Origin of the sequence: Bacillus cereus group sp. BfR-BA-01331, from assembly GCF_022663915.1 — a bacterium.
Classification (GTDB): Bacteria; Bacillota; Bacilli; order Bacillales; family Bacillaceae_G; genus Bacillus_A; species Bacillus_A mycoides.
Window position 1 is genome coordinate 95,451 of sequence record NZ_JAKUGJ010000005.1, and the last position, 25,623, is coordinate 121,073.

Genomic DNA, 25,623 nt, shown 5'->3' on the forward strand with positions numbered 1-25,623 from the left:
TGTGAAATACAGTTCACAAATTAGACAAACATTATATGGATAAGTGTATTGTTACTTTTCCATAAATTCTTTATATTAGAAAAAAATATGTTTTTTTTAGGGAGAGAATACAGTGAAGAAAAAGATATTAAAAGTAGCAACAGCTTTAACAATTATGGGTGGAGTTGCATTTAGTGCTGAAGGCGCTACAGCGAATGCTGAAGTAGCTGCTAAGCCTAAGCCACAACAAGCAAGTCAGGCTATCTTTAAAGATGTACCAGCAGGACATTGGTCTTACGAAGCAATTCAAACTTTAGCACAAGAAGAAATTATGCTTGGTTATGGAAATGGCGTGTTCGGTTTTGGACATAACATAACTCGTGAACAAGTAGCTGCTTTAATTTATCGTACTATCGATTTCAGTGAAGTATTCGAGGAAGGCGATATCCTTGAGAATCCATACAAAGATATTAATGAAAAATCAACAATGTTCTTAGAAGAAATTTTAGTATTAACAGAGGTAGGTATCTTTAACGGTGATGGAACTGGAAACTTTAGACCGAAAGATACACTAACACGTGCAGAAATGGCTCAAGTGCTTACAGTAGCATATGAATTAGAAGTAAAAGGAACACAAGGATTTAAAGATGTACCGAAAGGACATTGGGCATACAATGCGATTAATGCAGTAGGTTCAAATGGTATTTCTGTAGGAGATGGAACTGGAAACTTTGCTCCAAACATGAAAGTAACACGTGAACAATATGCGCAGTTCTTATTTAAAACAATTTTTGAATAAATAATAAAAAAGAGTCAGTGTTATATAACACTGACTCTTTTTTTGCTTGAAATCATAATGGATAAACACAGTTTTGTAAAAAAACCATTAAATTTTCAAAAAAAACTTCCTTTTCTGAAGATTTGTTATATAATATAAAACATAAAATCAAATCTGTTATAAGACAGTTTAAAAAGGGGATGCTAATATGTCGACGCAAACTTCACGGGTTACACTGGCCGGAGAAATGTTACCAGCGTACAACGAAATATTGACACCTGAGGCGCTTAGTTTTTTAAAGGAACTGCATGAAAATTTCAATGAACGCCGCACGGAACTTTTACAAAAGCGTGTGGAGAAACAAAAAAGAATTGATGCAGGGGAGTTTCCTACGTTTTTAGAAGAAACAAAGCATATACGTGAAGGGGATTGGACAATCGCCCAGCTTCCGAAAGATTTAGAGGATCGCCGCGTGGAGATTACTGGACCGGTGGATAGAAAGATGGTCATTAACGCTTTAAATTCAGGAGCACATCTTTTTATGGCAGACTTTGAAGATTCGAATGCACCAACTTGGAGAAATGCTGTCGAAGGTCAAATTAATTTACGAGATGCTGCTGTGAGAACGATCTCACATAAAAATGAAAACGGAAAAGAATATCGTTTAAATAGTAAAACAGCTGTATTAATTGTGCGTCCGAGAGGGTGGCATTTAGAAGAAAAGCATATGCAAGTTGACGGCAAGAACATGTCTGGCAGTTTGGTAGATTTTGGATTGCACTTTTTCCATAATGCGAAGACGCTTTTAGCAAAAGGAAGTGGCCCATACTTTTACTTACCGAAAATGGAAAGTTACTTAGAGGCAAGATTATGGAATGACGTTTTCATATTCGCTCAAAAGTATATCGGTATTCCGAATGGAACGATTAAAGCGACTGTGTTAATAGAAACGATTCACGCTTCATTTGAAATGGATGAAATTTTGTATGAACTAAGAGATCATTCTGCTGGTTTAAACTGCGGACGATGGGATTATATATTTAGTTTCTTAAAGAGCTTCCGTAATCATAATGAATTTTTACTTCCGGATAGAGCGCAAGTCACGATGACAGCGCCGTTTATGCGCGCGTATTCTTTGAAAGTTATTCAAACGTGTCATCGTCGTAACGCGCCAGCAATCGGAGGGATGGCGGCGCAAATCCCAATTAAAAATGATCCAGAAGCAAATGAGGCAGCTTTCGAGAAAGTGCGTGCTGATAAGGAGCGCGAAGCTTTAGACGGTCATGATGGGACTTGGGTTGCCCACCCGGGACTTGTACCGGTTGCAATGGAAGTATTTAATCACATAATGAAAACGCCAAATCAAATTTTTAGAAAGCGTGAAGAAATACGTGTAACAGAAAAGGATTTATTAGAAGTACCGATGGGAACGATTACAGAAGGTGGTCTTCGCACGAATATTAACGTCGGTATTCAATATATTGCATCTTGGTTAAGCGGGAGAGGAGCAGCTCCAATTTATAACTTAATGGAAGATGCGGCAACAGCGGAAATATCAAGAGCACAAGTATGGCAGTGGATTCGTCATGAGGGTGGAAAGCTCAGTGATGGCCGTAATATCACTTTTAAATTGATGGAAGAATTGAAAGAAGAAGAACTAGCAAAAATAGAAAGAGAGATTGGTAAGGAAGCATTTAATAAGGGGAGATTTGAAGAGGCTACAAAACTGTTTACAAACCTTGTTCGTAATAACGAGTTCATGCCGTTTTTAACATTACCGGGTTATGAAATTTTATAAGAAACAAGAAAAGGGGATGGAACATATGAAAAACGAAAGAATTGATAAATTGCAGGAAAGCTGGGAACTAGATACGCGCTGGAAAGGGATAACACGTCCATATACAGCTGAAGATGTAATTCGTCTGCGCGGATCGATTGATATTGAATATACGTTAGCGCGCTGCGGTGCAGAGAAGCTTTGGAAATCACTTCATACAGAAGATTATATTAATGCACTTGGGGCATTAACAGGAAACCAAGCGATGCAACAAGTGAAGGCTGGATTAAAAGCAATTTATTTAAGCGGTTGGCAAGTAGCGGCAGATGCGAACCTTTCTGGACATATGTATCCTGACCAAAGCTTATACCCGGCGAACAGTGTGCCAGCTGTTGTAAAACGAATTAACCAAACACTTCAACGTGCTGATCAAATTCAGCATATGGAAGGTAGCGGTGATACAGATTATTTCGTCCCAATTGTGGCGGATGCTGAAGCTGGGTTTGGTGGACAGTTAAACGTATTTGAATTAATGAAAGGGATGATTGAAGCGGGTGCATCTGGCGTGCACTTTGAAGACCAATTATCTTCAGAGAAAAAATGCGGGCATTTAGGCGGAAAAGTATTATTACCGACGCAAACAGCGGTGCGTAATTTAATTTCGGCACGTCTTGCTGCGGATGTAATGGGTGTACCAACAATTATCGTCGCAAGAACAGATGCAGATGCGGCAGATTTAATTACGAGCGATATCGATCCAGTTGATCAAGAGTTTATTACAGGTGAAAGAACGCCAGAAGGGTTTTATCATACGAAAGCAGGTCTTGATCAAGCAATTGCACGTGGTTTAGCGTATGCGCCGTATGCAGATCTCGTTTGGTGTGAAACGTCGGAGCCAAATTTAGAAGATGCAAAACGCTTTGCGGACGCAATTCATAAGAAATATCCAGGGAAGCTACTTGCTTACAACTGTTCCCCTTCTTTTAACTGGAAACAAAAATTAGATGAAAAAACGATTGCAAGCTTCCAAAAAGAAATTGCATCGTACGGTTATAAATTCCAGTTCGTAACGCTTGCTGGATTCCATTCGTTAAATTACGGCATGTTTGAATTAGCGCGTGGTTATAAAGAGCGCGGCATGGCAGCGTACTCTGAATTACAACAAGCAGAGTTCGCAGCAGAGAAATACGGTTACTCTGCAACGCGCCATCAACGCGAAGTAGGAACAGGATACTTTGATGAAGTAGCACAAGTGATTACAGGCGGTACTTCATCAACGACTGCTCTAAAAGGATCCACAGAAGAAGAACAGTTTACGAAATAAAGGTATAAGTAGGTGCCCCAAAAAATATTTTTGGGGCACCTTTCTTATTTATTATTACGTCGCTGACATTGTTAAACTTTGTCGGAAAGTGGATGTGATTTTATTTGTCGTCGTATTGTGGGACGTTCACTTCTATTTAAAATATCCAATCCAATATAGTGAATATACCAATAATAGCAGTAAAAAGAAGGAGTGCGAATAATGATAGACAGCCCCATGTAAATAGTTTGTCTTTCCATGTTTCTTCATAATCATCAATTAGTTCCTCTATCACTTTTTTCTGCAATGGCTGTAAGGGACGTTCGGTGTGTAGTCCTGTAATAATGTTACGATCTCCTTTGAATTTTAAAGCACGTACAATATGATAAGAGTCGTTTCCCATCGATTTTTCAAATTGTAGACATGCCGCGTGCATAACATCTGTTTTCTCTTTTTCAAGATACCAATACCGTCCAGCCATTTCTGGGTATTGTAATGTAAAGTAAATGTCACCGAGTTTTTTCCTAATTTCTAATTCATTCGGATAAGTAGCGATTAATCCGTGTAATCTATCTCTTGCTTTTCCAAGGTTGTTATTTTCAATATCTTTTTCAATTCTCTTTAATGTTTTTTTAGGGATTATTTCTGTCATACACGCCTCCTTATTAGAATAGGTGTGGTTATATTTTATAAGAAATACTAAAATTTAGAAACTTTATTTTTAAAAAGGATTGTACATTCTATTTTAAGTATGCTATGATAATACCAGTTGAATAATTAAATTAAGCAATCCATATATTATCAAGTGCCGAAAACAAACGGGGAAAAGTATGTGAGAACTAGTTTATGTTTCGAATTTGATAATGTGTGGATTCTTTTTTTATACATGAAGACTAAATAATAAAATGTATTTTCTTAGGAGGAAATAATTATGACAGTTACAGGACAAGTAAAATGGTTTAACAACGAAAAAGGCTTCGGTTTCATCGAAGTTCCAGGCGAAAACGATGTATTCGTACATTTCTCTGCAATCGAAACTGATGGTTTCAAATCTTTAGAAGAAGGCCAAAAAGTTAGCTTCGAAATCGAAGATGGCAACCGTGGACCTCAAGCTAAAAACGTAATCAAACTATAATTTTATAGTTTATTATAGAAAAAAGGATGGCTTATGCCATCCTTTTTTTTGTTGTTGAGATATACGATATTTATATTAGTAATAAAGACAGCCTAAAAAGTACGATTGAAGAAATAAAGGCGTACTCGAAAACTTATGAAAATGATAAAGTGACGGTAATTGATCTGAGGAAGTCTCATTCTCGTTATTTAGATCAAGAACCATATATAATCATAGTACAGGTTGAAAGAGATACAGAGAATCTTGGAAGAAAAAATAGTAGGTTTTTTTGAGGATGAAGAAGAATGAAGGAAATGGTAATCAGTATGTAAAAAGGCTTTCCTGTAAAGGAAAGCCTTTTAGTGTTCTTTCACAGCTTTTTTCTTTTCACGTTTCTTGCATTCTGGACATTTAGATTTACGAAAAGGCTTCGCGAAGAACAGTAAAATAAAAAATAAACCGAATATAATACTCGCTGAATTTTTTACGATAACAATGCTACTATTTTTCATTTGAATTGTTGGATGATCTTGATTTTCTTCCATGAGAGACCTCCGTATATTTGATTTATATTTTAATTATAGCAAAATTAATTGCTGTAATTATATGAAAAGGGGAGTGTGTTAAACATATTACAAATGATATAAATTCTTTTTTCGTATATAGAATCCTTTTTTTATACAGATTATTCCTTTGATATTCATATATCATTATTAACAGATTTGTATTATATTTGATTTATTATAAGTATTTGTAAAGAATCGTGGAATGTAAACCATTTCCTTTTCGTAGGTGCTACTATAAAAGGGAAATGAAGAAGGGAAATTAAATAGCAATCGAAAATTAAAAAAAGAGAGGTGAAAAATCTGTTACTAACAAAAGAGCGAGTATAGATAAAAGTATTCTTAGCGTGCAAAAACTACATACTTTAAGGATATACATTTGCCTATATTTGTAGTAGCAGACAGTAGACTATGGAAAGTAAAGTAGAACGTTATGTCGAAAACTATGTTGTAAGCAAAAATACAATGGCCTTACTTCCTGTTGTTCTAGGAGAAAAAAAAGTTGTTACGCGAATTGTTGAAATGGAAGATTCTTTTTTCGTATTTCAAAAGCCTCTTGATATTATAGAGAGAAGTTGCCGGAAGCATGGTTCTAGTTTCTTTGGAAGAAAAGAAGGAACGAAGGAGTTAACTCGTATTACACATAAAGCTCCTATCGCAATTAGCCCGACAGATCAACTTTATTTTTTCCCTACGTATTCTTATTCTCGAAAAGAGTGTGCGTGGTTATCTCATTTTCATATTGAAGATAATAAAGAATTAAAAGATGGAAATCTTATTATTAGATTTATAAATGGTTTCGCTGTGAAACTAGAAATGTCAAAAAGTAGCTTTGAAAATCAGCAAAATCGTACAGCGAAATTACGGACAGAGTATGAAGATCGTAAGAAAAAACAAGGAAATCCTTGCTTTAAAGAGATTGATAAAAATGAAGAATCTAAATTAACACCAGCATATGAGAAAGTGTATTTTGTGAAGGAAGGCGAAGTGTGAGAGGGAAAGGATGGGGAGACTCATCCTTTTTATTTGTCTGTTTTTGTCGGAAAGTCGATAAAAATCAAATTGTAGTCGATGTATTCAGAAGATTACCGAAAAAATTATCAAAAAATATTGTTCCTCAAACAACCAAACGTACAACAAACCTTGTCGAATATTGAAAGATTATCATAGCATAATAATGAAGGAATTCTAGCGAATGATATGGAAACTTTAATAAATACATCTCCATATGTCGTATCTACCATTTCCTCTTTCATTTAAGCGATGATACAGTAGAGGTAGTAATTAGAGTAAAGGGGTAAAGTGTAGAATGGATTTTCAAACAATCAAAGAGTATTTTTCACCAGAAAATATGGATCATATTGTTGAAAGTTATCGTGCGTTCGGACCGCTTCTCGGTATTGGCTTACCGATGATAGAGGCGCTTATTCCGGCATTGCCACTCATTGTGTTTGTGTTGGCGAATGCTGTTGCATTTGGTTTTTGGTTCGGTTTTCTTTATTCATGGATTGGGTCAGTAATTGGTGCAATGCTTGTATTTTTCATTATTCGTAGCTTTGGAAGAAGTCGTTTCTTTTCTTTTGTAAATAAGCATGAGAGAGTGCGAAAAGCGATGGGATGGATTGAAAGAAAAGGGTTCGCGCCAATCTTTGTTATATTTTGTTTTCCGTTCACACCATCTGCGCTTATAAACGTTGTAGCTGGTTTATCTCGCATTAGCGTAAAACAGTTTGGACTAGCATTAGCATTTGGAAAGCTTGTTATGATCTTTATTTTAACGTATATCGGTCATGATTTAGTGTCATTTATTCATAAGCCGGTGAAATCGGTTATTGTGGGCGTTGTTATTTTTATTTTATGGTATGTCGGTAAAAAAATTGAAGTAAAGTTAGAACTACAGTAGGAAAAGTCTTCTTTGTCCCGCTATTTGAGGGCAATAAAACTCCCACCAAAAAATTCGACTGAAGCAAAGAAGTTAGGTGGGAGATCAAACTGCCCGTAAATGCCCGATTGGTGCGGGCTAATAATCGGTGGGGGATGAACAAAACCCCCACCGATTAAGTTTCACTTTATAAATGCAAGCTTCATTATTAAAGGGCGAGGGGAGAAGCGAATGAAGAAAACTTTGAAAAAAGAAGGGCTAGAGTGGATAAGAACAATTTTAATTGGTGTACTATTAGCTGTATTTTTTCGAACGTTTTTCTTTTCAACGTACGTTGTAGAGGGGAAGTCAATGATGCCGACATTGCAAGATGGAAATATGCTCGTTGTGAATAAGGTGAGTTATCAAGTAGGGGACTTGAATCGATTTGATGTCGTCGTTTTTCATGCGAATAAAAAAGAGGACTATGTAAAGCGAATTATCGGTTTACCTGGGGATCATATCGAATATAAGCATGATAAATTATATATAAACGGACAATTCGTGGAGGAACCTTATTTAGAGACGTATAAGAAAGAGACGAATGGACGGCAATTAACAGGTGATTTTAAATTAGAAGAATTAACGAAAGAAAAGTTTGTACCACCCGGTTCTATTTTTGTAGTTGGTGACAACCGCCTTGGTAGTTGGGATAGTAGGCACTTCGGCTTTGTGAAAGCTGATACAGTTGTCGGTAAAGTTGATTTACGATATTGGCCGATTCAAGAGGTACAAACGAATTTTTCAAAAGGCTGATATAATAAAATGAAGTATAAGGAAAAGACAAACGAGTATGTTTGTCTTTTTTATCGTCCTATAATACAATTGTGATAGCAAACTAACGTTCGTTATGTAAGTGAAAGGTGGGGTTACATGTCACTTCGATTTGTGATTGGTAGAGCTGGAAGTGGAAAAAGTACACTTTGTTTACACGAAGTGCAAGAAGAGTTAAAACAGCGCCCAAGAGGGAAAACAATATTATATCTTGTGCCAGAACAGATGACATTCCAAACGCAGCAGGCGTTAATTGGGAGTGAAGATGTAAGAGGTTCTATTCGGGCACAAGTTTTTAGTTTTTCGCGATTAGCGTGGAAGGTGCTGCAAGAAGTTGGCGGAGCGAGTCGTCTTCATATTGATGAAGCTGGTGTACATATGTTGCTTCGTAAAATTGTAGAATCTCGTAAAGATGGACTATCTGTGTTTCAAAAAGCAGCGGAGCAAAACGGTTTCTTTGAACATCTTGGTAGTATGATTGCTGAGTTTAAACGTTACAATGTGACGCCGTCTAACGTATATGAAATGTGGCAACAATTAGACACACATAGCAGTAGTGCAGAGCAAAAGCTACTAGCGAATAAAGTGTATGATTTACAGTTACTATATGATGATTTTGAACGTGCTTTAATCGGAAAGTATTTAGATTCAGAAGACTACTTACAATTATTAATTGAGAAGCTTTCAGACTCTGAGTATATAAAAGACGCGGAAATTTATATAGATGGATTCCATTCATTTTCTCCTCAAGAGCTAGAAATCGTTAGAGGGCTAATGAGATTAGGAACAAGAGTAACAATAACATTAACGATAGATGAAAAAACGTTAGCGCAGCCAGTGAATGAACTAGATTTATTTTATGAAACGACGTTAACGTATGAAAAAATAAAACAAGTAGCGCGTGAAGAGAAAATAGAAATTGAAAAAACAATTCCACTTATGGAACAACCGCGTTTTCATTCTCCAGCATTAGCTCATTTAGAAACGCATTATGAAGCGCGTCCGAATGAAAAGTATCATGGTGAAGCGAGTGTGACAATTAGTACAGCAGCTAATTTACGAGCTGAAGTAGAAGGTGTAGCTCGTGAAATTAGAAGACTTGTGGCGGATGAAGACTATCGTTACCGAGATATCGCAGTCCTTCTTCGTAACGGAGAAAGTTATTACGACGTAATGCGAACGTTATTTACGGATTATAATATCCCGCATTTCATCGATGAAAAACGCCCAATGTCACATCATCCGCTAGTAGAATGTATTCGTTCTGCACTCGAGATTATTAGCGGGAATTGGCGTTATGATGCAGTATTTCGCTGCGTGAAAACAGAGCTTTTATATCCATTAGATGTAAGAAAAGAAGCGATGCGCGAAGAGATGGATGAGTTTGAAAACTACTGTTTAGCGTACGGTGTACAAGGGAAGAGATGGACTTCTGAAGATCCGTGGATGTATCGTCGTTATCGTTCTCTTGATGATGCGAGCGAAATGATAACAGACAGTGAGCGTGAAATGGAAGAGAAAATAAATCGACTTCGCGACGTTGTAAGAACGCCAGTTATTCGTATGCAAAAAAGACTGAAGCGTGCTGGAACAGTTATGCAAATGTGCGAAGCGGTATATTTATTTTTAGAGGAGCTTGACGTTCCGAAAAAACTAGAAGAATTACGTGTTCGTGCAGAAGAAAATGGAGATTTCTTATTTGCGACAGACCATGAGCAAGTATGGGAAGAAGTGATGAATCTTCTTGATACGTTCGTTGAGATGCTTGGCGAAGAGAAGATGTCCCTTTCAATGTTTACGGAGGTTATGTCGACAGGTCTTGAGGCACTTCAATTTGCGAACATTCCGCCGTCACTAGATCAAGTGTTAGTTGCTAATATTGATCATTCTAGATTATCAGATATTAAAGCGACGTTCATTATTGGAGTAAATGAAGGAGTGATTCCAGCAGCGCCTATGGATGAAGGTATGCTTTCTGATGAGGAAAGAAATGTTCTCACCGCTGCAGGTATCGAATTAGCACCAACGACGAGACAAACTTTATTAGAAGAACAGTTCGTTATGTATCAAATGGTGACGAGAGCATCTGAGAAGTTATACATTTCCTGTCCGCTTGCGGATGAAGAAGGAAAGACGTTACTTGCTTCTAGTTTTATTAAAAAAATAAAAAGAATGTTCCCTGATGTGAAAGAATCGTTTATTACGAATGATGTAAATGACTTATCGCGTTCGGAACAAATCTCATATGTAGCAACGCCAGAAGTAACGTTGTCTTATGTCATGCAGCAACTGCAAACGTGGAAGCGATACGGATTTGAAGGGAATTTAGACTTTTGGTGGGACGTATATAACTTCTACGTTACTTCAGATGAATGGAAGCAAAAAAGTAGCCGTGTGTTATCAAGTTTATTCTACCGAAATCGTGCACAGAAACTAAGTACAGATGTAAGTAGGGATTTATATGGAGATACAATTAAGGGAAGCGTTTCTCGTATGGAGCTATTTAATCGCTGTGCGTACGCTCATTTTGCTCAGCACGGTTTATCGCTAAGAGAGCGTGATATTTTCAAACTTGATGCGCCAGATATCGGTGAGTTATTCCATGCAGCGCTGAAGAGAATTGCAGACAAGTTATTACGTGAAAATCGGACTTGGGCGGATTTATCAATAAAAGAGTGTGAACACCTTTCTGCTTTAGTAATAGAAGAAATTGCACCGTTATTACAAAGACAAATTTTATTAAGTTCGAACCGTCATTTCTATTTAAAGCAAAAACTACAACAAATCATTTTCCGTACGTCACTTATTCTTCGTGAACATGCGAAGTCGAGTGGATTTGTACCAGTTGATTTAGAAGTACCGTTCGGTATGGGCGGGACTGGATCTCTTCCACCAATGGAATTTGCGTTGCCAAATGGTGTGAAGATGGAAGTAGTTGGCCGTATTGACCGTGTTGATAAGGCGGAAGATGAGAGTGGTACGTTCCTTCGTATTATTGATTATAAATCAAGTTCGAAAGCGTTAGATTTAACAGAAGTGTATTACGGACTCGCACTTCAAATGTTAACGTATTTAGATGTTGTTACTTCAAATGCACATACGTGGATGAAAAAGGGCAGTACTGCATCACCGGCGGGTGTATTGTATTTCCATATTCATAACCCGATTGTTGAGATGAAAGGCGATGCATCTGAAGAAGAAATTGAGAAAGAAATTTTAAAGAAATTTAAAATGAAAGGTCTCGTACTAGGAGATGCTGACGTTGTGCGTTTAATGGATAATAAACTTTCAACAGGAAGCTCTGATATTATTTCTGCTGGTCTGAAAAAAGATGGTAGTTTTAGTGCGCGTTCTAGCATTGCAAGTGAACAAGAGTTTAACGTACTTCAAAAATATGTACACCACTCGTTTGAAAATATCGGAAAAGACATTACAGAAGGTGTTATCGATATTGCTCCTTACAAAAAGGGGAATAAAGCGGCATGTACGTTCTGTAACTTCAAATCTGTTTGTCAATTTGATGAATCACTTGAAGATAACCAATTCCGTACGTTAAAAGATATGAAAGATAGCGAAGCGATGGAGAAAATTAGAGAGGAGGTTGGCGGAGAATGATAGAAAATTGGCCTCAGAAACCAGAAGGTAGTCAATGGACAGATGACCAGTGGAAAGCGGTTGTAGCGAACGGACGTGATATTTTAGTCGCAGCGGCAGCTGGATCAGGGAAAACAGCGGTATTAGTTGAACGTATTATTAAAAAGATTATAAGTGAGGAAAATCCAGTCGATGTCGACCGCCTGCTCGTTGTAACATTTACGAATGCAGCAGCGCAAGAAATGAAAAATCGAATTGGGGAAGCGTTAGAAAAAGTATTAATTGATGGGCCAGGTTCACAGCATATAAGAAAGCAGCTTAGCTTATTAAATAAAGCTTCCATTTCTACAATTCATTCATTTTGTTTACAAGTTATTAGAGGATATTATTACATGCTTGATGTCGATCCTCGTTTTCGTATTGCGAACCAAACAGAAAATGAGTTATTAAAAGAAGAAGTGCTAGATGACATATTAGAAGAAGAATATGGAATCGAAGATAATAGTATTTTCTTTGAACTAGTTGATCGTTATACGAGTGACCGTAGTGACGATGACTTACAACGAATGATTTTAGCGCTTCATACAGAATCAAGAGCGCATCCAAACCCGGAGAAGTGGCTTGATAAATTAGTAGAAGCATACGACGTTGAAGGAAAGACGATTGAAGATTTAGTGTACGCTTCTTACTTATTAGAGGATGTGAAGTTTCAGCTTGAAACAGCGGAAAAGCATATTCGTAAGGCGACTGAACTCGCAATGCTTCCTGATGGTCCAGCGCCTCGCGTTGAAACTTTACAAGCGGATTTAGCTTTACTTGGAACGTTATCCTCAGCAGCGCGTGGATCGTGGACAAGCGTTTATGAAGCGATGCAAAATGTATCGTGGCAAACGTTAAAGCGTATTAAAAAAAGTGATTACAACGAAGATGTTGTAAAACAAGTAGATTCTCTTCGTAATAAAGCGAAAGATGAAGTGAAGAAATTACAAGAAGAGCTATTTAGCCGCAGACCCGAAAGTTTCTTACGAGATTTTCAAGATATGCATCCTGTATTAGAAAAACTCGTGAAGCTTGTAAAAGTATTTACAGAGCGTTTCCAAGCGATTAAGCGAGATAAAGGAATGGTCGATTTCACAGATTTAGAGCATTTCTGTTTGCAAATTTTAAGCGAGCAAAGTGAAGACGGTGAAATGAAGCCGTCAGCAGTAGCACTTCAATATCGTAATAAATTTGCTGAAGTACTAGTCGATGAATATCAAGATACGAATTTCGTACAGGAATCAATTATTAAATTTGTAACGAAAGATTCCGAGAGTGAAGGAAACTTGTTCATGGTTGGTGACGTAAAACAGTCAATCTATCGTTTCCGACTAGCAGAGCCTGGTTTATTCTTAGGAAAATATAAACGTTTCACACAAGAAGGATCGGGCGGCGGAATGAAGATTGACTTAGCGAAAAACTTCCGTAGCCGTCATGAAGTGCTAGCAGGTACGAACTTTATTTTCAAACAAATTATGGGCGAAGAAGTCGGCGAAATCGATTATGATGCTGACGCTGAATTAAAGCTAGGTGCTAGCTATCCAGAAGGTGAAGATGTAGCGGCAGAGCTATTATGTATTCAGCAAACTGATGAAGAAGTGCAAGACGGTGAAGAAGGTGCCGAAGTAGAAAAAGCGCAGCTTGAAGCTCGTCTTATGGCGCAGCGTATTAAAGCAATGGTCGATTCAGGCTATGAAGTGTATGATCGTAAAACCGATAGTATGCGCCCAGTGCAATATCGTGATTTCGTTATTTTACTTCGCTCCATGCCATGGGCGCCGCAAATTATGGAAGAGTTAAAACTACAAGGAATTCCGGTATATGCTGACCTTGCGACTGGTTACTTTGAAGCGACAGAAGTAAATATTATGATGAACGTATTCCGCGTCATTGATAACCCGATGCAAGATATTCCGCTTGCAGCTGTACTTCGTTCACCGATCGTTGGACTAAATGACGAAGAACTTGCGACGCTTCGTGCTCATGGAAAGAAAGGCTCGTTTTATGAAGTGATGAGCTCATTCTTAAAGGGAGCGCCGCTTGAAGAAGAACAAGAACTGCATGATAAATTAGAGTGGTTTTATAACTTACTGCAAGGGTGGCGTGAATTTGCGCGTCAACAATCTCTTTCTGATTTAATTTGGAAAGTGTACGGTGAGACAGGCTATTACGACTTTGTCGGCGGTTTACCAGCCGGAAAGCAAAGGCAAGCAAACCTGCGTGTACTTTATGACCGTGCAAGACAATATGAAGCAACATCGTTTAGAGGATTATTCCGCTTCTTACGCTTTATTGAGCGTATTTTAGAACGCGGTGATGATATGGGAACGGCGAGAGCTTTAGGTGAACAAGAAGATGTCGTTCGTATTATGACGATTCATAAAAGTAAAGGGCTAGAGTTCCCAGTCGTATTTGTAGCGGGACTAGGTCGTCGTTTTAATACACAAGATTTAATGAAACGTTTCTTACTGCATAAAGACTTCGGTTTCGGTTCACAATTTATCGATCCTCGTAAACGAATTAAATATACGACATTATCGCAACTAGCAATTAAGCGTAAAATGAAAATGGAATTAATCGCGGAAGAAATGCGCGTGTTATACGTAGCGTTAACGCGTGCGAAAGAGAAGTTAATTTTAATTGGAACGGTTAAAGATGCCAATAAAGAAATGGAAAAATGGCTCGATGCAAGAGAGCATAGTGAATGGTTATTACCAGACCATATACGCGCTGGAGCGTCATGTTATTTAGATTGGATTGCACCTTCATTATATAGACATCGTGATAGTGAAAGGCTTCTTGAATTAGGACAAGGAAATATTCCAGGTGAAATTTATGAATATAGTGCTAGCTGGAAAGTAGAAGTTGTTGAAGGAAAAGATTTACTTGCACCAGAACCAGTTCAAGAAGAGAAACAAGAGTTATTAGAAGCGCTTCGCGATAAAAAAGCTGTTCCGTTAGAAAGTGAACGGAAAGAAGAAGTATACGACAGATTGATGTGGGAATACGGGTATGCAGACGCGACATCTCACCGTGCGAAACAGTCTGTTACAGAAATAAAGAGAAATTATCAATCTGAAGAAGGTAGCGATAACGCCTTTATTAAAAAACTTCGTGCACCAATTAAAACACGTCCGCGCTTTATGGAGAAAAAAGGGCTAACATACGCAGAGCGAGGGACAGCAGTCCATGCCGTTATGCAGCATGTAGATTTGAAGAAACCAATTACGATTGAAGTTCTTCAAGAACAAATTGCAAGAATGGTAAATAAAGAACTATTAACATTTGAACAAGCTGAAGAAATAGCGGTTGAAAAGGTAATTTCATTCTTTGACAGTGACTTAGGTAAAAGGGTATTAGCAGCAAAAAGTGTTGAGCGCGAAGTACCATTTACGATGATGCTTTCAGCAGAAGAAGCGTATCAAGATTGGCAAGGGAAGAAAGGCGAAACAATACTTGTCCAAGGGGTTATCGACTGCATGATCGAAGAGGAAGACGGAATTACTTTAATCGACTTTAAAACAGATACGATTGAAGGAAAGTTCCCAGGCGGATTTGATCAAGCGAAACCAATTTTAGAAGACCGATACAAAGTACAGCTTTCACTATATGCAAAAGCACTTGAGAAAAGCTTAAAACATCCTGTGAAAGAGAAATGTTTATATTTCTTTGATGGAAATCATGTTGTAAATATTGACGAATAGAGCTTAGAAAGGGGTTATGGATTATGGCGACGTTAAGAACTTGTGATCAAGGACACGAGTACTACAAAGTAGCGATTGTCCAACTTGCCCAACCTGTGAGAAAGAGAGAAAGCCAAAAGAAGGCTTTCTTTCTCTTCTTTCAGCACCAGCAAGGCGAGCGTTAGAGCACCATGGAATTCATACTCTAGAAGAACTTTCAAAGTATAGTGAAAAAGAAATTTTGAAACTGCACGGTATAGGGCCAGCATCTTTACCTAAATTAAGAGCGGATTTAGAAGATAAGGGATTATCATTTCAATAAAGAAAAACTAATCATTAGTGAGGAGTAGCATCTTAACTAATGATTAGTTTATATAATCGAATTGATTATAATATTAAGAAAGGAAGTGCAACACTATGGATTTTGAAACAGTAATGCAAGAGCTTGAAACTCTCGGCAAGGAACGAACTAAAAAAATATACATATCCAATGGTGCAAAGGAGCCACTTTTTGGAGTAGCTACAGGTGCTATGAAACCAATCGCGAAGAAAATAAAAATCAATCAAAGTTTAGCTGAAGAGCTTTATGCTACAGGTAACTATGATGCGATGTACTTTGCAGGCATTATTGCAGATCCAAAAACTATGAACGAATCGGATTTTGATCGTTGGATGGATGGGGCGTACTTTTATATGCTGTCCGATTATGTGGTGGCAGTAACTTTATCAGAATCAGATTTTGCACAAGACGTTGCTGATAAATGGATTGCAAGTGGTGACGAACTAAGAATGTCCGCGGGCTGGAGTTGCTACTGCTGGCTTTTAGGGAATCGAAAAGACAATGAATTTTCCGGAAGTAAGATTACCAGTATGCTAGAAGTTGTGAAAAATACAATTCACGATGCGCCAGAACGAACGAAATCCGCTATGAATAATTTTCTAAACACTGTGGGGATTTCATATGTGCCGCTACATGAAAAGGCAGTTGAAACTGCAAAGGAAGTAGGCATAGTGGAGCTAAAACGGGACAACAAAAAAAGCAGTTTTCTAAATGCTTACGAAAGTATTCATAAAGAACTTGATAGAGGAAGACTCGGATTCAAACGTAAATATGTAAGATGTTAAAATTAAAAGAAACAGCCCTAGCTCTACACAAAATAGAGCTAGGGCTGTTTCTTTTTTACGCTGTTCCAATTTGATCTTGGTCTGCTACATCAGAATCAAATGTATTCGTTGCGCTAACACCGCTAAAGGTGTTGACGACAAATCCGACATTGGAAGCCCCAGATCCGTTATAAGCTTTCGTATTTTCTTTCGGAGACACGTTATAAAAATCTCCTAAGTTGAAAGAGCCGTTACTGTTTTGAACGACAAGATTTCCTACAACCGAAGGCATACCATCCACCTACTTTACTAAGCTTTTTAATTACTATATGAATTATTTAGATGAAGGTTCATCAGTAATAAATTGGCGGATTTGTAGCGTGCGAGAATTATTAAAAACATAGTCAACATTGCCGATTTGGAAGCACGCGGAATTTAAAAGCGTTCGCAAGTGAACATCATTTACTTCAATAAAAGGGCACTCATTTACAATATTTAGTTTTACATCTGTTGTTCGCTTTGGAATTGTAATGTGTTCATCTGTAAAGATTTCAAACGCATCAAAACGACCTTCACCTTTTATATAACAAGGGATTTCTCGATGAACGATAAGCGCTCTATTTTTTAATTCTATTTGATTAGCATCCCCGGCCTGGAAGACAGCTGCAACCCCCATAGAAATGATAGAAACATTTTGTACAACTGAAGTATGACGGAGCATAATTTTTCCTCTCCTCAACCTGGAGTCGGAGGGACATCTGTTACTAATGGTACAAATGGTCCCTCTGTAACGGATTCGAATGGCGTATCAAGAATAGAAGAAAGGATGAGAAGGTTAGCATCTCCAATTAAAAATAATGCGGAAGAAGAAACCCCGTTCATTTTAATCTGCCCTACTTTTAACTCGCGGTTCACAACATTTAAATTCATACATACTTACTCCTTTCGGAAATTACCTGGTATGTGTTGAATAAAGGAAAGAAAGGCTTTGTCAATATCTTGTTTCATTGCTTGAATAATGACGTCTCGTAAATAATCGGGATCTGAGGAAATACCCTCATACGATTGAACTTGTGATAAATAATATGGAAGTCTATGTTCCATCTGTTTTTTTATGTCATCCACCATCATTTGTCGATACATCTCATCAAGCGGCGTTCTCTCTTCTTGTTCAAAATGGAGAATTCGACTATATGCTTCTTCATCTAAATAGCGATGCATTTCTTGAAGGATACCTTGATAAAAATCTGGATTTGTTTCTGTTTCAGGATTTACTTTTAATGTTTCTGTATCCACTTGAAAATCTTCAATTTGTTGCCCCTTTGATGAAAATGGATTCAAGCCAATATTTAAAGTGCCGTTTAAATTTTCTACTTTTAATTGATCGAATTTATATTCCACTTTTCCTATAGAAGAGGAGGGACGACTTTTTAACTCATTAAGCTCTTCTTGTAGTAGGCGAACTTGCTCTTCAAGGTTTAGAATAGTTTGCTGCTGTATTTGGAGAGCTTGTTGAAGTTGGTGTAGGTAAGTATATATATCTTGATTCATTTGTGAAACCTCCTTTTCAATAGGGAGGGGAAATATATTCCTGCTATATATTTATGACAAGGATACCTTAAGAAGAACTAGTTGATGGTTTGATGGAAATAATTTGTCCTTTCGCCTGTAATGGACGAAGAGGTTCTGTAAATCCGCCGGAATTTGAGAATTTAGAAAGAGCTTTAATACTACCTGCAGTTCCAATTTGAAAAACGGAAGAGGTCGTAATGCTATCGATTTTAATGCTGTTAATGATGATACTTTGGTTCACATAAAAATTCAATGCAATCGCCCCCTTTAGTTCGAACCAATTATTGCTTGATCAATTACATCTGAATCATTGACGGTCGTTGAGCTTTGATAATTGTAGACAGAGACGTTATCCCCAACATTAAATGAACCGGCTCCGGCAAAAGCGCGTGAATAACTAATAGGCCTAATCGCAAATACATCTCCAATATGAAAAATACCACTTGATCCAATGTTAACGATACGAATATGTCCGACCATAGCTGGCATACAAAACACCTTTCGTTTTTAAAATTTTCTTTTCTACTATTGTATGGGCGTTTTCAATAAAATGTGTATTTTTTCGAAATAAAAGAAACACATACGTTATTGCGTATGTGTTTCGAACATTTGAGTATGTGTGCAATCTGTATGTATAGGCCAAACAACATTTAAGAGCCTGTCCAATTCCTGGCTACAATCTACTGTTTTTTGAGAAGTCATTCCGTAGCGTTCAGCAAAATAGATCATTTTTTCGCGTTTTTTTTCGATAGCTTGCTCAAACATTGAAATCGGCTCCATCTCTCAATAAATTTTATGTATATATGTAGTACATATTATACAAAAATCCCATAAAAAAGAAACATCTTCGCTAAAAAAAGTATAATTTCTACATTTTATGTCAAATAACGGATGAGGAACAAATGTAAGAATGGTTGAATATTGTAAAAATTATCGTGTATAAGAAGGTTTTTTTCTTAAGGATGCGAATACAATTATAGGGTGTGAGTTTTAGGATGGAGAGTGGAAATGTTGCGTTTTGTAACGGCTAAGAAAGAAGAAAAAGTATTTGTAGGTATTGTGGATGAAGAGGAAGAAAAGGTATTACATTTAAGAGAAGCGCAAAGACAAAAAGGGGAAAAGGTTACGATCCCGATTACTATGTTAGAGTGTATTGAAAGAGGAAGCGAATGTCTTGAGAAAGTGTGCGACATTGTAAATTGGGCGAAGGAAAATGCGGGATCGGCGTATTATCCGTTAGCAGAGGTGAAAATATTAGCACCGATTCCAAGGCCGAGAAAAAATATTCTTTGTGTTGGAAAGAACTATCGTGAGCATGCGGTAGAAATGGGCGGAGTAGAGTCTATCCCTGAAAATATAATGATTTTTACAAAGGCGCCAACAACAGTTATCGGAATTGATGAGCAAATTAATGGTCACCCTCACGCGACGAATGAACTTGATTACGAAGGTGAACTAGCAATCGTTATCGGTAAGCGAGGGAAACAAATAAAAATAGAAAAAGCTCTTGATCATGTTTTTGGATATACAGTTATAAATGATGTAACTGCTCGGGATATTCAAAGGAAACATAAACAATTTTTCCTAGGGAAAAGTTTCGATACATTTTGTCCGATGGGACCGTATTTAATTCATAAATCGATGGTTAGAACGCCGAATGCATTACACATTGAAACAGTGGTAAATGGAGAAGTAAGGCAAACTTCAAATACGAGAGAAATGATTTTTTCAGTAGAAGAAATTATTTCAACTATAAGTAAAGGCATGACATTAGAGCCAGGAGATATCATTGCAACAGGGACACCAGCTGGTGTTGGTAAAGGTTTTACACCACCGAAGTTTTTACATGCTGGTGATGAAGTTGTTATTACAGTAGAGGGAATTGGTACGTTAAGAAATATTGTGAAATGAAAAAAGAGCTATCTTGTGAAAAGATAGCTCTTTTCTAGGGGCGTGGATTAACGGAGTAATCTATAATGGCGAAAATATACAATCCGATTAATGCTAAAGTACAAATTCCAATTAGCATAACTGCAAGTGCGCTTCTCTCACGGCCAAAACCGATAATTGTAAGGAAAACAGCAGCCCAAAATGATGTTTTAAGTAGTGTGAATGTATTAGGAGTTGAATAATGACTGAGTAAAGTTGTAGATAATATGAAGCCGATGAATGTCATAGAAATAAAAATTGTAGCTAAATTGTTAATATGTTTACCGTATTTCAATAGCATACAGTTACCCCCCTTTTTAACAAAAACAGAATATTCAATTTTATTTTACGATAAACTACTAAAAAAAGAAAGAGGTTGTCCTATATTTAGGACAACCTCACTATGATTAAGATAGTACAGCTTTAATTTTTTGGAACGCCCACTCTAAATCTTCTTCAGAGATTACTAGAGGTGGTGCAATACGAATTACGTTTTCGTGTGTTTCTTTACATAATAGACCAGCTGCTTTTAGTTGTTCACAGTAAGGACGAGCTGGCTCGTTTAATTCGATACCGATGAATAAACCTTTACCGCGAATGTCAGTAATCATTGGGTTATCAATTTCTTTTAATTGCCCAACTAGTTTTTCTCCTAATTGAAGAGAACGCTCTGTTAATTTTTCTTCTTCTAATACTTCAAGAGCTGCAATAGAAACAGCACATGCAAGTGGGTTACCACCGAATGTAGAACCGTGAGAACCTGGCTCGAATACACCTAAAATGTCGCTGTTTGCTGCAACACAAGAGATTGGGAATACGCCGCCGCCAAGTGCTTTACCAAGTATGTACATGTCAGGAGTTACATTGTCCCAGTCGCAAGCAAATACTTTACCAGTACGGCCTAAGCCTGTTTGGATTTCATCTGCTACGAATAAAACGTTTTCTTTTTTACATACTTCAAAAGCTTCTGTTAAGAAACCAGCTGGTGGAATGTTAATTCCTGCTTCACCTTGGATTGGCTCTAAAATGAATGCAGCTGTATTTGGTGTAATCGCAGCTTTTAACGCTTCTAAATCGCCGTAAGGAATTACAATAATGCCAGGAAGCATTGGACCGAAGCCGCGCTTGTACTCTTCGTTTGATGACATAGAAACAGCACCCATTGTACGTCCGTGGAAGTTATCTTCACAAACGATGATTTCTGCACGGTTTGCCTCTACTTTTTTCACATCGTAAGCCCAGCGACGAGCTGTTTTAATTGCAGTTTCAACAGCCTCTGCGCCTGTATTCATAGGAAGTACCATATTTTTATTTGTTAGTTTCGCAACTTTTTCGTACCAAGGACCTAATTGATCGCTATGGAAAGCACGAGAAGTTAACGTCACTCGATTAGCTTGGTCAATTAAAGCGTTAATGATTTTTGGATGACGATGACCTTGGTTTACTGCAGAATATGCACTTAATAAGTCCATATAGCGGTTTCCTTCAGGATCTTCTACCCAAACGCCTTCTGCTTTAGAAATAACGATTGGAAGTGGATGGTAGTTATTTGCCCCGTATGTGTCTGTAAGTTCGATAATATCCTTAGTTTGAATCATGATTGTTCCCCCTTTTGTTATTACAAGAAGTTTGTAAATACTCTAAATATTATAGCATTTAAATATAAAAAAGCGAAACATTTCCTGAAAATAAATGAACATGTTATCATATAGAGTGAAAAAGTGTGAAAAAGAGGAGGCAGGGATACGATGGTACATATGCATATTACAGCATGGGCGTTAGGATTAATTTTATTCTTCGTTGCGTATTCACTTTATTCAGCAGGAAGAAAAGGTAAAGGTGTACATATGGGGCTTCGCCTTATGTATATCATCATTATTGTGACAGGTTTCATGTTGTACATGAGTATTGTGAAGACGGCAACAGGTAGCATGCACATGTGGTACGGCATGAAAATGCTAGCTGGTATATTAGTAATCGCTGGAATGGAAATGGTTCTTGTGAAAATGAGCAAGAACAAAGCAACAGGGGCATTTTGGGGATTATTTATTGTTGCACTAGTAGCGGTATTTTACTTAGGACTAAAATTACCGCTTGGCTGGTACGTATTCAAATAAAAATAAAACCACCTTATAATCTCACATGTTTGGGAGATTATAAGGTGGTTTTTTACTTTATGTCGCATCGATATGTAACTCTTCTCCGTTTACTTTCGTAAATCGCAAAATATTTTTATTAGAGGAAGAGTGGCGTACAAAATGATGCTGCAATGTACAAATCATTTCGTCGTTATCGAATAAAAGAATATTTACTCCTTCACCTGCTTCATCTTTCGGCAAGAATGATAAATAATTATGACAATACATGCAATCATATAAAGAGTAATGAAGTGATTGCAATGATTCGGTTAATAATGTAAAGACAGAGTCAGGTAATTCCTCAAGCCATTCATTATAGCTAAGAAGTAATTTTTTTCGGATTCGTATCATTTCCCCGTTTTGGAGAGAATGTTGTTCATTTGCAATTTGTAATATGTCTTGTTCATAAAAACGAGCTGGTAGCCAATTGTTGTTATATAAAATTTCAAAACCATCTTCAGCAATATCTTCTAATAGAAAAGCCTCATCATTTTCATCATCAAAGAATACCCATTCTTTGTTTATATATTCTACATTACCGACTGTATGAGCGCGCGGTTGGTTATACAAAATATGTTTGCGTTGTATCATAGTTCATTTCTCCTTTTATAGAAATAGTTATTCTTGTTATGGACAGTTCGTACGTTCTTTATAACTAGACACACCTAAAGATAGATGGGCATACAATAAAACACGCTTTACACTGTGAAACTGCTATTCCATATATGGATAGTTAGTTATCGTCAAGTTTGTTGTTTTTATGTATCCGCACTCATAGGGTGGGGATTACTGCACGTTCAGAAACAGATATTAGATTAGGAAGGATGATTCTTATGTGCGGGATTACAGGATGGGTGGATTATAAACGCTCATTAGAAGGGGAAAGGGACATCGTGACGAAGATGGCGGAAACGCTAGCGAAACGCGGTCCAGATGATAATAAAGTTTGGATTAAAGGGAACGTCGCATTTGGGCATAAACGGTTAATCGTTGTAGATCCTGAAGGTGGTAAACAACCCATGACTTGTTTAAAAGACGAAACGAGTTATGCGATTTGCTATAACGGAGAGCTCTACAATACAGAAGATATTCGCAAAGAGTTATTAAGAAGAGGTTATACATTTAAAGGGCATTCCGATACAGAAGTACTATTGGCATCTTATATTGAATGGAAAGAAGAATGTGTCGATCATTTAAACGGTATATATGCGTTTGCAGTATGGGATGAGAAAAATGAACGAGTCTTTATTGCCAGAGATCGATTAGGTGTAAAACCGCTTTTTTATAAATATGATAGCGGACGATTATTATTTGGTTCAGAGTTAAAAGCGATACTAGCGCATCCAGATGTGAAGGCGGAAGTAACGTTAGAAGGGTTGTCAGAAATATTTGGCCTCGGACCATCTAGAACGCCTGGTCACGGTATATATGCTGGTATTCAAGAACTGCGTCCGGGTCATGCAATGACGTTCTCAAAAGACGGTTTATGCATATGGAGATATTGGAATGTAGAAAGTAAAAAACATGAAGATTCATTTGAAGAAACAGTAGAGAAAACTCGTTTTTTATTACAAGATGCGATTACGAGACAATTAGTTTCTGACGTACCACTATGCACTTTTTTATCAGGCGGTGTAGATTCAAGTGCTATCACAGCAATAGCTGCAAAAGAGTATGAAAGATCAGGAAAAGGGCAATTACACACGTATTCTGTTGACTATGAAGATAACGAAAAATACTTTAAAGCGAATGCGTTTCAGCCAAATTCAGATGCACCATTTATTAATTTAATGACAGAGACATTTCAAACAATTCATCATCGCTGCGTCATTTCTAATGAACAACTAGCACAGTATTTAACAGAAGCAGTACTCGTTCGCGATTTGCCTGGTATGGCAGATATTGATTCTTCATTATTATGGTTTTGCCGTGAAATAAAACAAGATTTTGTCGTCGGTTTATCTGGAGAATGTGCAGATGAAATATTCGGAGGTTATCCGTGGTTTTATAGAGAAGATGATTTACAATCAAGTGCATTTCCGTGGATGCGATCTACAGAAGCACGTGAACAACTGCTAAAGAAAGAATGGAGAAATAAATTAAATTTACAACAATATGTACAGCAGCGTTATGAAGAATCCATTCAAGAAGTTCCTATTTTAGAGGGAGAAAGCCCAATTGAAGCGAAGAGACGACAACTATTTTACTTGAACATGGTATGGTTTATGACAACATTATTAGACAGAAAAGACCGTATGAGTATGGGGGCAAGCTTAGAAGTACGCGTTCCGTTTGCAGACCACCGACTTGTCGAATATGCGTGGAATATTCCTTGGGAAATGAAAATGTATAAAAACCGCGAAAAAGGTCTATTGCGTAAGGCGTTAGAAGGATTACTTCCAAATGATATATTATATAGAAAGAAAAGTCCGTATCCGAAAACGCATAATCCGCACTATACGAAAGCAGTAACAGTATGGCTCCAAGATTTATTAACGGATAAAGGCTCAATTTTGCATGAATTGTTCGATAAGGAGCAATTGAGCGGATTGATCCAGTCTGGCGGCAGTGCATTTCAAAAACCGTGGTTTGGACAATTAATGACTGGGCCGCAACTTTTAGCTCATTTAGCGCAAATTCATGTTTGGTTTAAAGAGTATGGGGTAAATATTAAAGAATAGGGGAAAGGGCGGCTTACAAAATATATGTAAGTCGCTTTTTTATTAAATGAATTGTCATATAAAATTCGAAATTATATTAGAAATAATACTTATTTAGAATTATTATTTTGACGTATTTATTATTGCTTGTTATACTTGGAAACAAATGTTCTTGAAAAAGATTCTCATTTCCAAAATTGAGGTGTTATATAGATGACGAAGAAGAAACTAGGTTTGCTTGTGATGGCGTATGGAACGCCGGAGTCATTAGATGATGTACACTCACATTCGTCACGGGCGTAAGCCGTCGGAAGAAGCGCTCCAAAATTTAATCGGACGGTATAAAGCAATTGGTGGAATTTCACCGCTTGTGAAAATAACGAAAGAGCAGGCGCATAAATTAACAGATTCAATGAATAAAATGTTTACAGAGTATGAATTTGTTTGTTACTTAGGTTTAAAACACATTGCTCGATTTAGAAGTTTTATATGACAACGATTATGAATGTAAAGTTGTAACTGATGAATTAAATACCGCATATTTTAGACTAAATATGCCCAATTCACAATCTGTATTTATTGATTGTTTAGCTGAAATTGTTTCCAAAAAAATGAAGGGAATAGTTGACAAGGATTTAATTTTGAATAATAATTAGTTTATAATAATTTTAAATAAATAATAATTACTATGAAAG

Annotated in this window: 25 protein-coding genes and 4 pseudogenes; 17 read left to right on the forward strand and 12 right to left on the reverse strand. The window is 37.1% G+C overall.

Translation table 11 applies throughout. From position 1 onward, the window contains the following. Positions 1-112: 112 nt before the first annotated feature. From MR155_RS11310 to aceA, 3 genes are all read left to right on the forward strand, one after another. Positions 113-778, forward strand: coding sequence for an S-layer homology domain-containing protein (locus MR155_RS11310; RefSeq protein ID WP_000727132.1), 666 nt, complete (start codon positions 113-115; stop codon positions 776-778). A gap of 187 nt (positions 779-965) precedes the next feature. Continuing rightward, positions 966-2,555 carry a malate synthase A gene (aceB, locus tag MR155_RS11315; RefSeq protein WP_242309819.1) on the forward strand — a complete coding sequence of 530 codons (1,590 nt, stop codon included), beginning with the start codon at positions 966-968 and terminating at the stop codon, positions 2,553-2,555. A 25-nt stretch (positions 2,556-2,580) separates the two neighbouring features. After that, entirely contained in the window at positions 2,581-3,858 is a 1,278-nt protein-coding gene (gene aceA, locus MR155_RS11320; RefSeq protein WP_242309820.1) for an isocitrate lyase, read from the forward strand. 136 nt (positions 3,859-3,994) lie between these two features. On the opposite strand, the gene MR155_RS11325 is transcribed toward aceA, so the two are convergent. Next, on the reverse strand, positions 3,995-4,489 hold the full coding sequence (locus MR155_RS11325) for a DUF6584 family protein (protein WP_242309821.1): 495 nt from the start codon (positions 4,487-4,489) through the stop codon (positions 3,995-3,997). 279 nt (positions 4,490-4,768) lie between these two features. Here MR155_RS11325 and cspA point away from each other — a divergent pair, with 279 nt between their 5' ends. Beyond that, a complete protein-coding gene (gene cspA / locus MR155_RS11330; RefSeq protein ID WP_002011282.1) occupies positions 4,769-4,972 on the forward strand; it encodes an RNA chaperone/antiterminator CspA in 204 nt (67 codons plus the stop codon). A gap of 26 nt (positions 4,973-4,998) precedes the next feature. After that, positions 4,999-5,260, forward strand: a pseudogene (locus MR155_RS11335) (hypothetical protein). Positions 5,261-5,310: 50 nt separating this feature from the next. On the opposite strand, the gene MR155_RS11340 reads toward MR155_RS11335, so the two are convergent. Continuing rightward, a complete protein-coding gene (locus tag MR155_RS11340) occupies positions 5,311-5,496 on the reverse strand; it encodes a hypothetical protein (protein WP_219301615.1) in 186 nt (61 codons plus the stop codon). 302 nt (positions 5,497-5,798) lie between these two features. On the opposite strand from MR155_RS11340, the pseudogene MR155_RS11345 reads away from it, so the two are divergent. The 8 genes and pseudogenes from MR155_RS11345 to MR155_RS11380 all read left to right on the forward strand — a co-directional run. Next, a pseudogene (locus tag MR155_RS11345) lies at positions 5,799-5,876 on the forward strand (RNA-guided endonuclease TnpB family protein); the annotation flags it as partial. Positions 5,877-5,925: 49 nt separating this feature from the next. Continuing rightward, positions 5,926-6,507 carry a competence protein ComK gene (locus tag MR155_RS11350; protein ID WP_002011279.1) on the forward strand — a complete coding sequence of 194 codons (582 nt, stop codon included), beginning with the start codon at positions 5,926-5,928 and terminating at the stop codon, positions 6,505-6,507. 316 nt (positions 6,508-6,823) lie between these two features. Beyond that, positions 6,824-7,417 carry a TVP38/TMEM64 family protein gene (locus MR155_RS11355; protein ID WP_002030302.1) on the forward strand — a complete coding sequence of 198 codons (594 nt, stop codon included), beginning with the start codon at positions 6,824-6,826 and terminating at the stop codon, positions 7,415-7,417. A 210-nt stretch (positions 7,418-7,627) separates the two neighbouring features. Continuing rightward, complete coding sequence (gene lepB, locus MR155_RS11360; protein ID WP_113937649.1) at positions 7,628-8,191, forward strand: signal peptidase I; 564 nt, start codon at positions 7,628-7,630, stop codon at positions 8,189-8,191. 117 nt (positions 8,192-8,308) lie between these two features. Beyond that, positions 8,309-11,824, forward strand: coding sequence for a helicase-exonuclease AddAB subunit AddB (addB, locus tag MR155_RS11365; RefSeq protein ID WP_242309822.1), 3,516 nt, complete (start codon positions 8,309-8,311; stop codon positions 11,822-11,824). Next, positions 11,821-15,546, forward strand: coding sequence for a helicase-exonuclease AddAB subunit AddA (gene addA, locus MR155_RS11370; RefSeq protein WP_242309823.1), 3,726 nt, complete (start codon positions 11,821-11,823; stop codon positions 15,544-15,546). The genes addB and addA overlap by 4 nt, the downstream gene beginning before the upstream one ends. A gap of 23 nt (positions 15,547-15,569) precedes the next feature. Beyond that, positions 15,570-15,847: pseudogene (locus MR155_RS11375) on the forward strand (RNA polymerase alpha subunit C-terminal domain-containing protein). Between the two features lie 95 nt (positions 15,848-15,942). Then, on the forward strand, positions 15,943-16,650 hold the full coding sequence (locus MR155_RS11380; protein WP_219301619.1) for a DNA alkylation repair protein: 708 nt from the start codon (positions 15,943-15,945) through the stop codon (positions 16,648-16,650). A 55-nt stretch (positions 16,651-16,705) separates the two neighbouring features. Here the strand turns inward: MR155_RS11380 and gerPF are convergent, their stop codons facing one another. The 7 genes from gerPF to MR155_RS11415 all read right to left on the reverse strand — a co-directional run bounded on the left by gerPF (position 16,706) and on the right by MR155_RS11415 (position 18,966). Beyond that, the gene (gene gerPF / locus MR155_RS11385; RefSeq protein WP_001141570.1) at positions 16,706-16,921 is read right to left on the reverse strand and encodes a spore germination protein GerPF; all 216 of its coding nucleotides are present in this window, start codon (positions 16,919-16,921) and stop codon (positions 16,706-16,708) included. A gap of 42 nt (positions 16,922-16,963) precedes the next feature. After that, entirely contained in the window at positions 16,964-17,350 is a 387-nt protein-coding gene (locus tag MR155_RS11390; protein ID WP_219301620.1) for a spore germination protein GerPE, read from the reverse strand. Between the two features lie 14 nt (positions 17,351-17,364). Beyond that, complete coding sequence (gerPD, locus tag MR155_RS11395) at positions 17,365-17,559, reverse strand: spore germination protein GerPD (RefSeq protein ID WP_001052805.1); 195 nt, start codon at positions 17,557-17,559, stop codon at positions 17,365-17,367. A gap of 6 nt (positions 17,560-17,565) precedes the next feature. After that, complete coding sequence (gene gerPC, locus MR155_RS11400; protein WP_002064204.1) at positions 17,566-18,180, reverse strand: spore germination protein GerPC; 615 nt, start codon at positions 18,178-18,180, stop codon at positions 17,566-17,568. Positions 18,181-18,247: 67 nt separating this feature from the next. Next, positions 18,248-18,454, reverse strand: a complete 207-nt coding sequence (gene gerPB / locus MR155_RS11405; RefSeq protein ID WP_001012506.1) for a spore germination protein GerPB — start codon at positions 18,452-18,454, stop codon at positions 18,248-18,250. Positions 18,455-18,468: 14 nt separating this feature from the next. After that, positions 18,469-18,690, reverse strand: a complete 222-nt coding sequence (gene gerPA / locus MR155_RS11410; RefSeq protein ID WP_001111190.1) for a spore germination protein GerPA — start codon at positions 18,688-18,690, stop codon at positions 18,469-18,471. Positions 18,691-18,786: 96 nt separating this feature from the next. Next, positions 18,787-18,966 carry an aspartyl-phosphate phosphatase Spo0E family protein gene (locus MR155_RS11415; protein ID WP_002087032.1) on the reverse strand — a complete coding sequence of 60 codons (180 nt, stop codon included), beginning with the start codon at positions 18,964-18,966 and terminating at the stop codon, positions 18,787-18,789. A 243-nt stretch (positions 18,967-19,209) separates the two neighbouring features. On the opposite strand from MR155_RS11415, the gene MR155_RS11420 reads away from it, so the two are divergent. Beyond that, positions 19,210-20,112, forward strand: a complete 903-nt coding sequence (locus MR155_RS11420) for a fumarylacetoacetate hydrolase family protein (protein ID WP_219301622.1) — start codon at positions 19,210-19,212, stop codon at positions 20,110-20,112. A 34-nt stretch (positions 20,113-20,146) separates the two neighbouring features. On the opposite strand, the gene MR155_RS11425 is transcribed toward MR155_RS11420, so the two are convergent. After that, complete coding sequence (locus MR155_RS11425; protein ID WP_000925332.1) at positions 20,147-20,431, reverse strand: hypothetical protein; 285 nt, start codon at positions 20,429-20,431, stop codon at positions 20,147-20,149. Positions 20,432-20,537: 106 nt separating this feature from the next. Beyond that, positions 20,538-21,728: an ornithine aminotransferase gene (gene rocD, locus MR155_RS11430; RefSeq protein ID WP_219301624.1), complete on the reverse strand. Its 1,191-nt coding sequence runs from the start codon at positions 21,726-21,728 to the stop codon at positions 20,538-20,540. A gap of 150 nt (positions 21,729-21,878) precedes the next feature. Here rocD and MR155_RS11435 point away from each other — a divergent pair, with 150 nt between their 5' ends. After that, positions 21,879-22,247 (forward strand): YisL family protein, encoded by a 369-nt coding sequence (locus MR155_RS11435; RefSeq protein WP_002134930.1) that lies wholly within the window; start codon positions 21,879-21,881, stop codon positions 22,245-22,247. A gap of 57 nt (positions 22,248-22,304) precedes the next feature. Here the strand turns inward: MR155_RS11435 and MR155_RS11440 are convergent, their stop codons facing one another. Then, positions 22,305-22,859, reverse strand: coding sequence for a DUF2777 domain-containing protein (locus tag MR155_RS11440; RefSeq protein WP_242309824.1), 555 nt, complete (start codon positions 22,857-22,859; stop codon positions 22,305-22,307). A gap of 242 nt (positions 22,860-23,101) precedes the next feature. Here MR155_RS11440 and asnB point away from each other — a divergent pair, with 242 nt between their 5' ends. After that, positions 23,102-24,949, forward strand: a complete 1,848-nt coding sequence (gene asnB / locus MR155_RS11445) for an asparagine synthase (glutamine-hydrolyzing) (RefSeq protein WP_242310042.1) — start codon at positions 23,102-23,104, stop codon at positions 24,947-24,949. A 192-nt stretch (positions 24,950-25,141) separates the two neighbouring features. Then, a pseudogene (locus MR155_RS11450) lies at positions 25,142-25,584 on the forward strand (ferrochelatase). The last annotated feature ends 39 nt before the right edge of the window (positions 25,585-25,623 follow it).

Excerpts from the sequence above, each read along its gene's own strand:
- aceB (WP_242309819.1), top strand. The coding sequence starts at position 966 with ATGTCGACGCAAACTTCACGGGTTACACTGGCCGGAGAAATGTTACCA.
- aceA (WP_242309820.1), top strand. The coding sequence starts at position 2,581 with ATGAAAAACGAAAGAATTGATAAATTGCAGGAAAGCTGGGAACTAGAT.
- MR155_RS11325 (WP_242309821.1), bottom strand. The coding sequence starts at position 4,489 with ATGACAGAAATAATCCCTAAAAAAACATTAAAGAGAATTGAAAAAGAT.
- cspA (WP_002011282.1), top strand. The coding sequence starts at position 4,769 with ATGACAGTTACAGGACAAGTAAAATGGTTTAACAACGAAAAAGGCTTC.
- MR155_RS11340 (WP_219301615.1), bottom strand. The coding sequence starts at position 5,496 with ATGGAAGAAAATCAAGATCATCCAACAATTCAAATGAAAAATAGTAGC.
- MR155_RS11350 (WP_002011279.1), top strand. The coding sequence starts at position 5,926 with ATGGAAAGTAAAGTAGAACGTTATGTCGAAAACTATGTTGTAAGCAAA.
- MR155_RS11355 (WP_002030302.1), top strand. The coding sequence starts at position 6,824 with ATGGATTTTCAAACAATCAAAGAGTATTTTTCACCAGAAAATATGGAT.
- lepB (WP_113937649.1), top strand. The coding sequence starts at position 7,628 with ATGAAGAAAACTTTGAAAAAAGAAGGGCTAGAGTGGATAAGAACAATT.
- addB (WP_242309822.1), top strand. The coding sequence starts at position 8,309 with ATGTCACTTCGATTTGTGATTGGTAGAGCTGGAAGTGGAAAAAGTACA.
- addA (WP_242309823.1), top strand. The coding sequence starts at position 11,821 with ATGATAGAAAATTGGCCTCAGAAACCAGAAGGTAGTCAATGGACAGAT.
- MR155_RS11380 (WP_219301619.1), top strand. The coding sequence starts at position 15,943 with ATGGATTTTGAAACAGTAATGCAAGAGCTTGAAACTCTCGGCAAGGAA.
- gerPF (WP_001141570.1), bottom strand. The coding sequence starts at position 16,921 with ATGCCTTCGGTTGTAGGAAATCTTGTCGTTCAAAACAGTAACGGCTCT.
- MR155_RS11390 (WP_219301620.1), bottom strand. The coding sequence starts at position 17,350 with ATGCTCCGTCATACTTCAGTTGTACAAAATGTTTCTATCATTTCTATG.
- gerPD (WP_001052805.1), bottom strand. The coding sequence starts at position 17,559 with ATGAATTTAAATGTTGTGAACCGCGAGTTAAAAGTAGGGCAGATTAAA.
- gerPC (WP_002064204.1), bottom strand. The coding sequence starts at position 18,180 with ATGAATCAAGATATATATACTTACCTACACCAACTTCAACAAGCTCTC.
- gerPA (WP_001111190.1), bottom strand. The coding sequence starts at position 18,690 with ATGCCAGCTATGGTCGGACATATTCGTATCGTTAACATTGGATCAAGT.
- MR155_RS11415 (WP_002087032.1), bottom strand. The coding sequence starts at position 18,966 with ATGTTTGAGCAAGCTATCGAAAAAAAACGCGAAAAAATGATCTATTTT.
- MR155_RS11420 (WP_219301622.1), top strand. The coding sequence starts at position 19,210 with ATGTTGCGTTTTGTAACGGCTAAGAAAGAAGAAAAAGTATTTGTAGGT.
- MR155_RS11425 (WP_000925332.1), bottom strand. The coding sequence starts at position 20,431 with ATGCTATTGAAATACGGTAAACATATTAACAATTTAGCTACAATTTTT.
- rocD (WP_219301624.1), bottom strand. The coding sequence starts at position 21,728 with ATGATTCAAACTAAGGATATTATCGAACTTACAGACACATACGGGGCA.
- MR155_RS11435 (WP_002134930.1), top strand. The coding sequence starts at position 21,879 with ATGGTACATATGCATATTACAGCATGGGCGTTAGGATTAATTTTATTC.
- MR155_RS11440 (WP_242309824.1), bottom strand. The coding sequence starts at position 22,859 with ATGATACAACGCAAACATATTTTGTATAACCAACCGCGCGCTCATACA.
- asnB (WP_242310042.1), top strand. The coding sequence starts at position 23,102 with ATGTGCGGGATTACAGGATGGGTGGATTATAAACGCTCATTAGAAGGG.